Below are 13,356 nucleotides of genomic sequence, written 5' to 3' on the forward strand. Positions count from 1 at the left end.
GATGAAATGGTGTATAACATACTTGAGTTGAACTTGAATAGAATGGGCCCTCTAAGTAATTCTTAAAAATTTATAGATCTAATCTATCTTATTTTTTAGTAGGAAGATGGATGTTAAGACTAAACTAAGTCCTGATAAGAAGAGCAGTGGATTTGAGGATTCACCAGTTTCTGGAAGTTGTTCTTTGAGATGAGTATTTTCCAGCTGGGAAGGACTATCGGTAGTTGAAGCCTGCTCAAAGTTTAGGGAGGTTGTTGCAACTGTTTTGCTTATTGAGGTTTCCGGAGTATTGACATTTTGATAGACTACCGCATATGTACTAAAGAGACTGGTAGTAAATTCTGCCATACCATCACGAATAGTGAAAGAAAGTGATTTCAATTCTTTTGTCGGAGTTAGGTAATAAATATTTTCTACATCAGCTGTAATTGGTAATCTAACTAAAACAGCTCCCCGTGGTTGTATATTATGGTTGTTTGAATTTTTAAATTGAATATCATAAGCATCGTATATCTTGCCAAAGAGTTCTTGAGCCAACACGTGTTTACTAGAGAGATGAGAAATTCCTTCTAAGTCAGTTGCTCTACCAATAATCTCAACACCAGTCTTTTCATCCTTCAAGACACGAAGTTTATACTCAGCAATACTGCTAGTAGATGTTTTTTCTTGCCTAGCTCCTTTACCAGGTTCACTATAATTAGGACTGTCTATGGTAGGAGCTTTCTGTTCTCTTCCTGTCTCTATAGATTTGGTGTATTCAGGTCTTTCCACAGAAGGTGCCTCCTGATCCCCAACAGTTCCGATAGGACCAGTATATTCAGGTCTTTCCACGGTAGGTGCTTCTTGATCCCCGGCAGTTCCGATAGGCTCAGTGTATTCGGGAATTTCCACAGAAGGTGCCTCCTGCTCACCAGCAGTTCCGATAGGACCAGTGTATTCGGGTCTTTCCACAGAAGGTGCCTCCTGATTTCCCGCAGTGCCGATAGGCTCAGTGTATTCAGGAATTACTACAGAAGGTGCTTCTTGGTCTCCTGCAGTGCCTATAGGATCTGTGTACTCAGGAATGGTTCCAACTGGAGCAGGCTCATCCCCTTTGCTTGTAAGGATTTTTTCTTCAACTGGAGCAGTTTCGTCCTTAGGAAAGACAGCTACAACAGGACTAGTCGTTGTTGTACCTTGGATGGCATAAGCTTCTATCGGCTTGCCAGCTTTACGGTCCGTAGTTTCAGGAATATCTAGTTGGACCTTATTATTCTTGATGGTTAATACTGTTTGTTCACCTGATGTGACAAGATGATCATCATCGACTTTTCTAAGTAGAAGAGGATCTTTGATACCAGGGAAGGTCACAGCGACTGCATCCCAATTGCCAGTTGGTAGGGTTAGGGTAACAGTCTTATCTTTGGACTTAACGGAATCAAGACTTGGACTATCGAGAGACACAGAAGGTGCCTTTAAGATATCAAAGGAATCAAGAGAAATTTTCTTTCGTCCTTGTGGAGAATTTGGATCCACTTTCAAAGTAAGAACGTGATCACCATCAGCTAGATTTGTGAATTTGCCAATTAATGCACCTTTTTCAGTTGCTCCTGAAGTGTAGAAATCAAGGGCTGGCATTTCTTTACCATCAAGTGTGACAAGCGCCTTGCCAAGGGCAGATGTTTTCAGTCCATAGATTCGGATACCTGTTCCAGAGAATGGAATGGTTGCAGTGGCTTCAGAAGCGAGGCTATCATCTGAGTTGATGTCAGCATATTTCTCTGTAGAAGCATAGAGTTCTGTATCGCTCCAATCCTTAAACATGGAACCATACTGGATACGAGGGTCACGGTCGTCGATCTTCTCAACAGCTTCTCCTTGACCTGGGAAGACCTTGAAGTAGTCTAAGGAAATTTTTGAGCGTTCACTTCCTCGTCCCTTATGTTCTCGTTTAACAGTGATGGTCATGAGGTGAGGACCTGGGGATAGATTTGTATAACGACCGATTAGGACCCCCTTTTCAGTAGCACCAGCTGTATAGAAATCAAGCTCTCCCACAGATTTACCATCGATTTTAACGTCAGCAAGTCCCAATTGAGATGACTTGAGTCCGTAGATTTCAATACCAGGGCCATTGAATGGGATGGTTGCAGTCGCATCTTTATCAGAATAATTTCCATTTGAGATATCGGCGTATTTCTCTGTGCCGCTAAATAGTTCTGAGTCAGCCCAGTTTCCATAAGCTGAGCCGTACTGGATGCGCTTGTCACGGTCATCCATCAACTCACTGAAGGAATCGATAGAAGCAGGATCTGAAACTGGTGTTGTACGGTCCCTTAGCATAGCCTTAACGGTATAAGTATAGGCATGGCTAGAATCAATCGAGCGATCGATAAAGTGAGTTTGGTTGGTGATAAACTCACGAACGCTAGGAGTTTGACTGTTTTCATCCTTGCTTTCTCGTCGGATGACATAATGACTTGCTCCTTCAACTGTATTAAAGTCAAGTTCAGCTGTGATGGAATCTTTTCGAAGGGCTGATAAGCGAGTCACTCGTCCAGGGAAGTTTTCAAAGGTAATGACATCACCTTTTTGAGTCGCAAGTTGGATACGGTTATCTTTGAGGCGACTAGCTTGAACTTCCTTGCCATTAATCTTGATAATACTAGCTTCGATATTTGGATAGTCTACGACTAAGTCTCCACCCACATTAGAAAGGAAAGATAGCGTTTCAAGATTTTTCTCTTTCCATTTCATGCTGACTTCAAAGTTACCACGAGCGACTAAGCCTGAGACTTGCCCGTCTTTCCAGGCATCTGGGAGGGCTGGTAATGGGGCAATGTAGCCTGTGTGAGACTGAAGGAGCATTTCTGCCATACCGCTGGTTGCACCAAAGTTTCCATCAATTTGGAAAGGCGCGTGCGTATCCCAGAGATTTTCTAGGGTTGAGGATCTGAGCTGTTCTGCCAACAAACGGTGGGCACGATTTCCATCTAAGAGACGGGCCCAGAGGTTGATTTTATTGGCCTTAGACCAACCAGTTCCACCATCTCCACGGTGGTTTAGGGTTGCGCGTGCAGCTTCTAGATATTCAGGCTGATCCTTGCCAAATAGAGTACCTGGGAAGAGACCAACTAGATGGGAAACGTGGCGGTGGTGGTTTTCAATGCCTTCGTTGGTGAATTGTGGGCTGTCTTCTTCGTACCATTCCTTGATACGGCCGTCTTGGTTGATATGAAGTGGTTTGAGCTTATCAAATTTAGCCTTCACTTCTGTCACCAAATCTTGGTCGACCTTCAGATGATTGGCTGCTTCCATATAGTCGTGGAATAGCTGCCAAACTAGAGATTGGTCAAAGGTATTCCCAATCGTGATGGTTCCATGCTCTGGTGAGTAGGATGGAGAAGATACCCAACGGTCACTTGCTTGGTCATAATGCAGGAAGGAATTCCAGAACTTGGCTGTTTCCTTGAGCATTGGATAAATCTTTTCTTTAAGATAAGTTTCATCCTTGGTGAATTTGTAGTAGTCATAGACGTTCTGCATCATCCAAGCATTGGCAGCAGGAGACCAACCCCAATAGTAGTTCCAACCAGGAGTAGTCCAGCCAAATGGTGTCGCCTGAGTATGAACCAACCAACCGTTTTCTTGACCTTCTTTGGATTCGATACCTGCGTATTCTTTAGCAGCGATACGACCATAATAGCGCATGTCATCGATATAATTGATCATTGGCTTAGCCGTTTCTGCGAGATTGCTCATGTAGGCAGGCCAATAGTTCATCTGTAGGTTGACATTGAGGTGGTAGTCTGAGTTCCAAGGTGGATTGTCTACAGCATTCCAGACTCCTTGCAAGTTGGCAGGGAGGGCATCTGTTCGGTTACGAGACGAACTGATGAGGAGATAACGTCCGTATTGGAAGAAGAGTTCTTCTAACTTTTGGCCTTTTGTTGGATTATAGGTTTGAAGAGCTTCTTTTGTAGTTTGATTAGACTTGCTACCGCCGAGGTTTAATTGAACACGGTTGAAAAGGCTTTGGTAATCCTTGATGTGATCATTTTTCAGAGTCTCATAGTCTTTGGTTTTAGCAGCTTCAACGATAGATTTGACAGTTTTTTCTACATCAATATCCTTGCGGTAATTGGTTTTCGGATTTTGAGCAAAATTAGTCTTGGCACTGAGTAAAAGCGTAGCGTAGCTGGCCCCTGTGACCGTTAAACTATCATCATGGACAGTAACTTTTCCGTCCGTTTTAAGTCCTAGATAGGATGCAAACTGGAGTCCATTATCTTTGACTGTACCTTTTAGTAGGATACCATTTGGGTCTGTCGTAACATGGCCATTCTTGTAGTGAGAATATTCCGATGAGTAGTCTCCGTTGGCAATCAAATCTTCTGTTAAGGTATTCCAAAGGGTAAAATCAAGCGTCTTATCTCCCTTTTTAGTCAAGTGGGTCACGGTGACATCATCAGGATAGCTGGAGAAGGTTTCACGTTTGAAGGTTGTTCCATCTTGGGTATAGGAGGTAGTTGTGATAGCTTCAGAAATATCTAAGCCACGATGATAGTGAGTAACATTTTCCAAGCCCTTCTTCTGGTTATTAAAGACCATAAAGATATCACCGAAGGCTAGGTAGCGACCGTATTGGGCATTGTTTGGCCCAACCAAATTTCTCTCTGCTAGTTGTTTGGCTTTTTGACGGTCACCGTCTTCTAAGGCTTTACGGATTTCTGCTAAGACTTTGTAACGGTCCTTGTAGTTTCCACCGTTGTAGTCTTGACTATCTGGCTGTGGGCCTCCAGACCAAAGTGTTTTTTCGTTGTACTGGATTCTTTCTTCACCGATGAGTCCGAAAACCTTGGCACCCATTTCCCCATTTCCGACTGGGAGGGCTTGTTTTTCCCAACCGTCATAGGAAGGAGCAGTTGGTTGGTTGTAATGTAGTTCGTAATGTTCTTGTTTGTTCACAGGAAGTTCTGGTTTCTCGCTCTCCTTATTTTCAGCAGGGGCGGTAGCTGTCGTTGTATCCGACTGACTACTTGTTTGAGGTAATTCTGGTTCTGCGATGGTTTGCTTCTCAGATGATTCAGCTATAGGCTGAGTCTCTGTGTTAGAAGCAAGAACTTCCTCAACTTTCGTATCCGGTTTAGCAGAGGTTTCAGTAATTGTTGCCTCACTTTCCGGAATCTCGACACCATCAGCAGCCACATCCTGTGCTGCTAAAAAAACAGCTCCTAGTAAAACAGAGGCAGCTCCGACACTTAGTTTTCGGATGCTATACTTGCAGGATTTTTCCCAATATCTCTTATCCACAAAATTCTCCTTTCTCATGTCTGTAAGCGCATACATTTTCTTTTTAAAAAATAAGTCTTGCAGAAATTTGTGCAATGTAATTTGAATAATTTTAATATAACAAATAAATAGAACTATTGCAAGGGCTTTCAAGAAAAATGGACTTATTTTACTAAGTATGAAGTATTTGCTAATTACTTAGGAAATCACAGTAGATGTAAGCGTAAAACAAACTAGTCAGTTCGCCTTCTTTGTGTTATAATGAAAGAGACTCAAAAAGAAACAGGAGAAAAATGATGGATTTACTATTAGCAATTGTATTGATTGTGTTAGCTTTTCTAGGAGGAGCTCTTGGAGGAATGTACTTGGTTCGTAAGCAAATCGAAAAAGAATTTGCTGACAACCCACGTTTGAATGCTGAAGCAGTTCGTACTCTTTTGAGTGCAAATGGTCAAAAACCAAGCGAAGCCAAGGTACAACAAGTTTACCACCAAATCATCCGCCAACAAAAAGCAGCCCTTGCTAACAATAAAAAGAAAAAATAAATAAGGAAAAGTCTGGGATGAAAGTTCCAGACTTCTCACTATGTCGGCTATGGTTTAGGGATGAGACTTTTTCCTTGCATTCTATTGATATTTGATTATGATTAAGAGAGATAGTAGTTGTTGAAGCTGTCCTTCAGTTCTTGAAGACAAGTAATCATAATGAACTATCAATCAGAAAAAAGACTAGAAAGAAGACTGTATGGATAATCGACCAATTGGTTTTTTGGATTCGGGTGTCGGGGGCTTGACTGTTGTGCGTGAGCTTATGCGCCAGCTTCCCCATGAAGAAATCGTCTATATTGGAGATTCGGCGCGGGCGCCTTATGGTCCCCGTCCTGCTGAGCAAATTCGTGAATATACTTGGCAGCTGGTCAACTTTCTCTTGACCAAGGATGTCAAGATGATTGTCATTGCTTGTAACACTGCGACTGCGGTCGTCTGGGAAGAAATCAAGGCTCAACTCAACATTCCCGTCCTAGGTGTGATTTTGCCAGGAGCTTCGGCAGCCATCAAGTCCAGTCAAGGTGGGAAAATCGGGGTAATTGGAACCCCTATGACGGTCCAATCAGACATTTACCGTCAGAAAATTCATGATCTGGATCCGGACTTACAGGTGGAGAGTTTGGCCTGTCCCAAGTTTGCCCCCTTGGTGGAGTCAGGTGCCCTGTCAACCAGTGTCACCAAGAAAGTGGTTTATGAAACTCTGCGTCCCTTGGTAGGAAAGGTGGATAGCCTGATTTTGGGCTGTACCCATTATCCACTTCTCAGACCCATTATTCAAAATGTCATGGGGCCAAAGGTTCAGCTCATTGATAGTGGGGCAGAGTGCGTACGGGATATCTCAGTCTTACTCAATTATTTTGAAATCAATCGTGGTCGCGATGCTGGACCACTCCATCACCGTTTTTACACAACAGCCAGCAGCCAAAGTTTTGCACAAATTGGTGAAGAATGGCTGGAAAAAGAGATTTATGTGGAGCATGTAGAATTATGACAAATAAAATTTATGAATATAAAGATGACCAGGACTGGTATGTCGGCTCATATAGTATTTTTGGTGGTGTCCGGACATTGACTGATGAAGACTTGGATTTTCCTCTATTTGAGTTTGCCCAAAGATTTCGAGATGAGGAACAAGGTTTTCCTATTTCTGTGATTGTTTTACGCTATGGTTCTCTCTACCGTTTATTGTCTTTTGTGGTAGATATCCTCAACCAAGAAATGGGGCGAAATCTGGAAGTCATCCAACGTCAGGGAGCTTTTCTCTTGATTGAAAATGGGCAACTCCTGCATGTAGCATTGCCTAAAGAAGGGGTCAATGTTCATGATTTCTTTGAAACAAGCAAGGTCAGAGAAACCTTATTGATTGCGACTCGAAACGAAGGCAAGACCAAAGAGTTCCGAGCTATCTTTGACAAGCTAGGCTACGATGTGGAAAATCTCAATGACTACCCTGACCTGCCTGAAGTAGCAGAAACAGGCATGACCTTTGAAGAAAATGCCCGCCTCAAGGCAGAAACCATTTCTCAATTAACGGGCAAGATGGTTCTGGCAGATGATTCTGGACTCAAGGTCGATGTCCTTGGTGGATTGCCAGGTGTCTGGTCAGCTCGTTTCGCAGGTGTGGGAGCAACTGACCGTGAAAACAATGCTAAACTCTTGCACGAATTGGCCATGGTCTTTGAACTCAAGGACCGCTCAGCTCAATTCCACACAACCTTAGTCGTAGCCAGCCCAAACAAGGAAAGTTTGGTTGTTGAAGCAGACTGGCCTGGCTACATTAACTTTGAACCTAAGGGTGAAAATGGCTTTGGCTATGATCCTCTATTCCTCGTGGGAGAGACAGGCAAATCCTCAGCTGAATTAACCCTTGAAGAAAAAAATAGTCAATCTCACCGCGCCTTAGCCGTTAAGAAACTTTTGGAGGTATTTCCATCATGGCAAAGCAAACCATCATTGTAATGAGCGATTCTCATGGCGATAGCTTGATTGTGGAAGAAATCCGTGATCGCTATGTAGGCAAAGTTGACGCCGTTTTTCATAATGGCGATTCTGAACTGCGTCCTGATTCTCCACTTTGGGAGGGGATCCGCGTTGTTAAAGGGAATATGGATTTCTACGCCGGCTACCCAGAACGTTTGGCGACTGAGCTTGGTTCGACCAAGATTATCCAAACCCATGGTCACCTGTTTGACATTAATTTCAACTTTCAAAAGTTGGACTACTGGGCTCAGGAGGAAGAGGCCGATATCTGTCTCTACGGTCACTTGCATGTGCCAAGTGCTTGGATGGAAGGCAAGACCCTCTTTCTAAATCCAGGCTCTATCAGTCAACCACGTGGGACTATCAGAGAATGTCTCTATGCTCGTGTGGAGATTGATGACAGTTATTTTAAAGTGGACTTTTTGACACGAGATCATGAGGTGTATCCGGGCTTATCCAAGGAGTTTAGCCGATGATTGCCAAGGAGTTTGAGACTTTCTTGTTGGGGCAGGAGGAAACTTTTTTGACTCCTGCTGAAAATCTAGCCGTGTTGATTGATACCCACAATGCGGATCATGCGACCCTCTTGCTCAGTCAGATGACTTATACCCGTGTTCCTGTTGTAACAGATGAAAAACAGTTTGTTGGGACGATTGGGCTCAGAGATATTATGGCTTATCAGATGGAGCATGATCTGAGTCAAGAAATCATGGCGGATACGGACATTGTTCATATGACCAAAACGGACGTAGCGATTGTTTCGCCTGATTTCACCATCACGGAGGTCTTGCACAAGTTGGTAGATGAGTCCTTCTTGCCGGTTGTGGATGCGTCTGGTATTTTCCAAGGAATTATCACGCGCAGGTCCATCCTCAAGGCAGTCAATGCCCTCTTGCATGACTTTAGTAAGGAATATGAGATTCGATGCAAATGAGAGATAGGATTTCAGCCTTTTTAGAGGAAAAGCAGGGCTTGTCTGTCAACTCAAAGCAGTCCTATAAGTATGATCTGGAGCAACTTTTAGATATTGTGGGCAAGCAGATTTCTGAGACCAGTCTCAAGATTTACCAAGCCCAGCTAGCCAATCTAAAAATTAGCGCCCAGAAGCGAAAGATTTCGGCCTGTAACCAATTTCTCTACTTTCTCTATCAAAAAGGAGAAGTGGACAGCTTTTACCGTCTGGAATTAGCCAAACAAGCTGAAAAGAAGACCGAGAAGCCAGAACTGTTAGACCTAGACTCTTTTTGGCAGGAAAGCGACTATCCAGAGGGCCGCTTACTGGCTCTTCTTATCTTGGAAATGGGGCTCTTGCCGAGTGAGATTTTGGCTCTCAAGGTTGAGGATATTAATCTGGATTTTCAGGTGTTGCGAATCAAGAAGGTTTCCCAACAGAGGATTGTCACTATTCCCACGACCTTGCTTTCAGAATTGGAACCCTTGATGGGCCAGACCTATCTTTTTGAAAGGGCAGGGAAAGCCTATTCTCGTCAGTGGGCCTTTCGTCAGTTAGAAGCTTTTGTCAAGGAGAAAGGTTTCTCAACCTTATCCGCTCAAGCCTTGCGGGAACAGTTCATTCTCAGACAAATAGAAAACAAGGTCGATTTGTACGAAATTGCAAAAAAATTAGGATTAAAAACAGTCCTGACCTTAGAAAAATATAGATAATGGATATTAAATTAAAAGATTTTGAAGGGCCCCTGGACTTGCTCTTGCACCTGGTTTCTAAGTACCAGATGGATATCTACGATGTGCCTATTACGGAAGTTATCGAACAGTATTTAGCCTATGTCTCAACCCTTCAGGCCATGCGTCTGGAAGTGACGGGGGAGTACATGGTTATGGCCAGTCAGCTCATGCTGATCAAGAGCCGCAAACTACTTCCAAAGGTAGCAGAAGTGACAGACTTGGAGGATGAGCTGGAGCAGGATCTTCTCTCTCAAATCGAAGAATACCGCAAATTCAAGCTCTTGGGTGAGCACTTGGAAGCCAAGCACCAAGAACGGGCTCAGTATTATTCCAAAGCGCCGACAGAGTTGATTTACGAAGATGCGGAGCTTGTGCATGACAAGACGACCATTGACCTCTTTTTGGCTTTTTCAAATATCCTAGCCAAGAAAAAAGAGGAGTTTACACAAAATCACACGACTATCTTGCGGGATGAGTATAAGATTGAGGACATGATGGTTATCGTAAAAGAGTCCTTGGTTGGACGAGATCAGTTGCGCTTGCAGGATTTGTTCAAGGAAGCCCAGAATGTCCAAGAGGTCATCACCCTCTTTTTGGCAACCCTAGAGTTAATCAAAACCCAGGAGTTGATCCTCGTGCAGGAGGAGAGTTTTGGGGATATCTATCTCATGGAAAAGAAGGAAGAAAGTCAAGTGGCCCAAAGCTAGACTTGAGAGAGGAAAGATGAGTACTGTAGCAAAAATAGAAGCGCTCTTGTTTGTAGCGGGTGAAGATGGGATTAGAGTCCGCCAGTTAGCTGAACTCCTCTCTCTGCCACCGACAGGCATTCAACAGAGTTTAGAAAAATTAGTCCAGAAGTATGAAAAGGACCCAGATTCCAGTTTGGCTCTGATTGAGACTGGTGGTGCTTATAGATTGGTGACCAAGCCTCAATTTGCAGAGACTTTGAAGGAATACTCTAAGGCACCTATCAACCAGAGTTTATCTCGGGCTGCCCTTGAGACCTTGTCCATCATTGCCTACAAACAGCCCATCACACGGATAGAGATTGATGCCATCCGTGGGGTCAACTCGAGTGGGGCCTTGGCAAAGTTGCAGGCTTTTGACCTGATAAAGGAAGACGGGAAAAAAGAAGTGTTGGGACGCCCCAACCTCTATGTGACTACAGATTATTTTCTAGATTACATGGGAATTAACCATTTGGAAGAATTACCAGTGATTGATGAGCTTGAGATTCAAGCCCAAGAAAGCCAATTATTTGGTGAAAGGATAGAAGAAGATGAGAATCAATAAGTATATTGCCCACGCAGGTGTGGCCAGTAGGAGAAAAGCAGAAGAGTTGATTAAGCAAGGCTTGGTGACGGTCAATGGCCAAGTGGTGCGTGAACTAGCAACCACTATCAAGTCAGGCGACAAGGTCGAAGTGGAAGGTCAACCTATCTACAACGAAGAGAAGGTTTATCATCTGCTCAACAAACCACGCGGTGTGATTTCCAGTGTGACAGATGATAAAGGCCGCAAGACGGTTGTCGACCTCTTGCCCAACGTGAAAGAGCGCATCTACCCTGTAGGTCGTTTGGACTGGGATACATCAGGTGTCTTGATTTTGACCAATGATGGGGATTTTACGGATGAAATGATTCACCCTCGTAATGAGATTGACAAGGTTTATGTCGCGCGTGTTAAAGGTGTTGCCAATAAGGATAATCTCCGCCCCTTGACCCGTGGACTTGAGATTGATGGCAAGAAAACCAAACCGGCTGTCTATGAGATTCTCAAAGTGGACCCAGTTAAAAACCGCTCTGTGGTGCAGTTGACCATCCATGAAGGGCGTAACCATCAGGTTAAAAAGATGTTTGAAGCTGTTGGTCTCCAAGTAGATAAGTTGTCACGGACCCGTTTTGGACATCTAGACTTGACAGGACTCCGTCCAGGAGAATCCCGTCGTCTTAATAAAAAAGAAATCAGCCAACTACATACCATGGCTGTAACCAAGAAATAATGAAACGAATTTTAATAGCGCCTGTGCGCTTTTACCAACGGTTTATCTCACCAGCCTTTCCACCCTCTTGTCGCTTTGAGCCTACCTGCTCAAACTATATGATTCAGGCTATTGAAAAACATGGCTTCAAGGGTGTCTTGATGGGCTTGGCTCGGATTTTACGTTGCCATCCCTGGTCGAAAACAGGTAAGGACCCTGTGCCAGACCATTTTTCCCTCAAACGGAATCATAAATAAAACGAATTACAGTGGTGATTCGTTTTTTCACAAGTAGTTTTAAGCTGGAATGATGATTCCCGCTATCCTTCTCCTATAAAAAGTGGTAAAATGGATGAAAGAAAGAAGGAACTGAAATGACAACATTATTTTCAAAAATCAAAGAAGTAACAGAACTTGCTGCTATCTCAGGTCATGAAGCACCTGTCCGTGCTTATCTTCGTGAAAAGTTGACACCGCACGTGGATGAAGTGGTGACAGATGGCTTGGGTGGTATTTTCGGAATTAAACATTCAGAAGCTGCAGATGCGCCGCGCGTCTTGGTAGCTTCTCATATGGATGAAGTTGGTTTTATGGTCAGCGAGATTAAGCCAGATGGTACCTTCCGTGTGGTTGAAATCGGTGGTTGGAACCCCATGGTAGTCAGCAGCCAACGTTTCAAACTCTTAACACGTGATGGTCGTGAAATCCCTGTGATCTCAGGCTCTGTCCCTCCACATTTGACACGTGGAACAGGTGGCCCAACCATGCCAGCTATTTCAGATATTATTTTTGATGGTGGTTTTGCGGATAAGGCTGAGGCAGAAAGCTTTGGAATCCGTCCTGGTGATACCATCGTACCAGATAGTTCTGCAATCTTGACGGCCAATGAGAAAAATATCATCTCAAAAGCTTGGGACAATCGCTATGGAGTTCTCATGGTAAGTGAGCTTGCAGAAGCTCTGTCAGGTCAAAAACTCGGAAATGAACTCTATCTGGGTTCTAACGTCCAAGAAGAGGTTGGTCTTCGTGGTGCTCATACATCTACAACCAAGTTTGACCCAGAAGTTTTCCTAGCAGTTGACTGCTCACCAGCAGGTGATGTTTATGGCGGTCAAGGTAAAATTGGAGATGGAACCTTGATTCGTTTTTATGATCCAGGTCACTTGCTTCTCCCAGGTATGAAGGATTTCCTTTTGACAACGGCTGAGGAAGCTGGTATCAAGTACCAATACTACTGTGGAAAAGGCGGAACAGACGCTGGTGCAGCCCATCTGAAAAATGGAGGTGTTCCTTCTACAACTATCGGTGTCTGCGCTCGTTATATCCATTCTCACCAAACTCTCTACGCTATGGATGACTTCCTAGAAGCTCAAGCTTTCTTGCAAGCCTTGGTGAAGAAATTGGATCGTTCAACGGTTGATTTGATTAAAAATTATTAAACCATAAGGGAGGTGGTAGGGATGGTAGAACCAAACCTAGAAAGCCTTATAAAAGATCTTTACAATCATGCTCGACATGATTTGAGTGAAGATTTAGTTGCTGCTCTCCTAGAGACTGCTAAAAAACTGCCTACTACAAATGAGCAATTGCTGGCAGTTCGTCTCTCAGGTCTGGTCAATCATGAATTGCTCCTAAACCCCAAACACCCAGCACCTGAGTTGATAAACTTGGCTCGCTTTATCAAAAGAGAAGAAGCCAAGTACAGAGGAACCGCGGTTTCTGCTATTATGTTTGGCGAACTCTTTAAAATGCTTTGATTCCATTGCGGATCAAAGCATTTTTCTATATGGTGGAAAAGCAACTATTGTTAAGGAGAAAAAAGCCATCCCATTTAGGATAGCTTCTTGGTACTTATACTCAATGAAAATCAAAGAGCAAACTAGGAAACTAG

General features: G+C 43.6%; 13 protein-coding genes. 12 read left to right on the forward strand and 1 reads right to left on the reverse strand.

Annotation, left to right across the window (positions count from 1 at the left end; genetic code table 11):
* Positions 1-78 precede the first annotated feature (78 nt).
* Positions 79-5,292, reverse strand: coding sequence for an SIALI-17 repeat-containing surface protein (locus HT734_RS07730; protein ID WP_173277236.1), 5,214 nt, complete (start codon positions 5,290-5,292; stop codon positions 79-81).
* Between the two features lie 275 nt (positions 5,293-5,567).
* On the opposite strand from HT734_RS07730, the gene HT734_RS07735 reads away from it, so the two are divergent.
* From HT734_RS07735 to HT734_RS07790, 12 genes are all read left to right on the forward strand, one after another.
* Positions 5,568-5,816, forward strand: a complete 249-nt coding sequence (locus HT734_RS07735; protein WP_000364990.1) for a YneF family protein — start codon at positions 5,568-5,570, stop codon at positions 5,814-5,816.
* A gap of 199 nt (positions 5,817-6,015) precedes the next feature.
* Positions 6,016-6,810 (forward strand): glutamate racemase, encoded by a 795-nt coding sequence (gene racE / locus HT734_RS07740; protein ID WP_057487929.1) that lies wholly within the window; start codon positions 6,016-6,018, stop codon positions 6,808-6,810.
* The gene (locus HT734_RS07745; protein WP_000182419.1) at positions 6,807-7,778 is read left to right on the forward strand and encodes a nucleoside-triphosphate diphosphatase; all 972 of its coding nucleotides are present in this window, start codon (positions 6,807-6,809) and stop codon (positions 7,776-7,778) included. The genes racE and HT734_RS07745 overlap by 4 nt, the downstream gene beginning before the upstream one ends.
* The gene (locus tag HT734_RS07750; RefSeq protein WP_001118951.1) at positions 7,754-8,275 is read left to right on the forward strand and encodes a metallophosphoesterase; all 522 of its coding nucleotides are present in this window, start codon (positions 7,754-7,756) and stop codon (positions 8,273-8,275) included. Before HT734_RS07745 ends, HT734_RS07750 begins: the two co-directional genes overlap by 25 nt.
* Entirely contained in the window at positions 8,272-8,733 is a 462-nt protein-coding gene (gene cbpB / locus HT734_RS07755) for a cyclic-di-AMP-binding protein CbpB (RefSeq protein WP_000560715.1), read from the forward strand. The genes HT734_RS07750 and cbpB overlap by 4 nt, the downstream gene beginning before the upstream one ends.
* Entirely contained in the window at positions 8,730-9,464 is a 735-nt protein-coding gene (gene xerD, locus HT734_RS07760) for a site-specific tyrosine recombinase XerD (RefSeq protein WP_345889907.1), read from the forward strand. Before cbpB ends, xerD begins: the two co-directional genes overlap by 4 nt.
* Entirely contained in the window at positions 9,464-10,192 is a 729-nt protein-coding gene (locus HT734_RS07765) for a segregation/condensation protein A (protein ID WP_000351901.1), read from the forward strand. Before xerD ends, HT734_RS07765 begins: the two co-directional genes overlap by 1 nt.
* 16 nt (positions 10,193-10,208) lie before the next feature.
* The gene (gene scpB / locus HT734_RS07770; RefSeq protein ID WP_173277238.1) at positions 10,209-10,778 is read left to right on the forward strand and encodes an SMC-Scp complex subunit ScpB; all 570 of its coding nucleotides are present in this window, start codon (positions 10,209-10,211) and stop codon (positions 10,776-10,778) included.
* Positions 10,765-11,487, forward strand: a complete 723-nt coding sequence (locus tag HT734_RS07775) for a pseudouridine synthase (protein ID WP_173277240.1) — start codon at positions 10,765-10,767, stop codon at positions 11,485-11,487. Before scpB ends, HT734_RS07775 begins: the two co-directional genes overlap by 14 nt.
* The gene (gene yidD / locus HT734_RS07780) at positions 11,487-11,723 is read left to right on the forward strand and encodes a membrane protein insertion efficiency factor YidD (protein ID WP_049510486.1); all 237 of its coding nucleotides are present in this window, start codon (positions 11,487-11,489) and stop codon (positions 11,721-11,723) included. Before HT734_RS07775 ends, yidD begins: the two co-directional genes overlap by 1 nt.
* A 116-nt stretch (positions 11,724-11,839) precedes the next feature.
* A complete protein-coding gene (gene pepA, locus HT734_RS07785; protein ID WP_173219664.1) occupies positions 11,840-12,904 on the forward strand; it encodes a glutamyl aminopeptidase in 1,065 nt (354 codons plus the stop codon).
* A gap of 21 nt (positions 12,905-12,925) precedes the next feature.
* A complete protein-coding gene (locus HT734_RS07790; protein ID WP_173277242.1) occupies positions 12,926-13,222 on the forward strand; it encodes a bacteriocin immunity protein in 297 nt (98 codons plus the stop codon).
* The last annotated feature ends 134 nt before the right edge of the window (positions 13,223-13,356 follow it).

It is taken from the genome of Streptococcus sp. k-90 (genome assembly GCF_013277565.1).
Lineage (GTDB): Bacteria > Bacillota > Bacilli > Lactobacillales > Streptococcaceae > Streptococcus.

Excerpts from the sequence above, each read along its gene's own strand:
- cbpB (WP_000560715.1), top strand. The coding sequence starts at position 8,272 with ATGATTGCCAAGGAGTTTGAGACTTTCTTGTTGGGGCAGGAGGAAACT.
- HT734_RS07735 (WP_000364990.1), top strand. The coding sequence starts at position 5,568 with ATGGATTTACTATTAGCAATTGTATTGATTGTGTTAGCTTTTCTAGGA.
- xerD (WP_345889907.1), top strand. The coding sequence starts at position 8,730 with ATGAGAGATAGGATTTCAGCCTTTTTAGAGGAAAAGCAGGGCTTGTCT.
- HT734_RS07775 (WP_173277240.1), top strand. The coding sequence starts at position 10,765 with ATGAGAATCAATAAGTATATTGCCCACGCAGGTGTGGCCAGTAGGAGA.
- HT734_RS07750 (WP_001118951.1), top strand. The coding sequence starts at position 7,754 with ATGGCAAAGCAAACCATCATTGTAATGAGCGATTCTCATGGCGATAGC.
- racE (WP_057487929.1), top strand. The coding sequence starts at position 6,016 with ATGGATAATCGACCAATTGGTTTTTTGGATTCGGGTGTCGGGGGCTTG.
- pepA (WP_173219664.1), top strand. The coding sequence starts at position 11,840 with ATGACAACATTATTTTCAAAAATCAAAGAAGTAACAGAACTTGCTGCT.
- yidD (WP_049510486.1), top strand. The coding sequence starts at position 11,487 with ATGAAACGAATTTTAATAGCGCCTGTGCGCTTTTACCAACGGTTTATC.
- scpB (WP_173277238.1), top strand. The coding sequence starts at position 10,209 with ATGAGTACTGTAGCAAAAATAGAAGCGCTCTTGTTTGTAGCGGGTGAA.
- HT734_RS07765 (WP_000351901.1), top strand. The coding sequence starts at position 9,464 with ATGGATATTAAATTAAAAGATTTTGAAGGGCCCCTGGACTTGCTCTTG.
- HT734_RS07790 (WP_173277242.1), top strand. The coding sequence starts at position 12,926 with ATGGTAGAACCAAACCTAGAAAGCCTTATAAAAGATCTTTACAATCAT.
- HT734_RS07745 (WP_000182419.1), top strand. The coding sequence starts at position 6,807 with ATGACAAATAAAATTTATGAATATAAAGATGACCAGGACTGGTATGTC.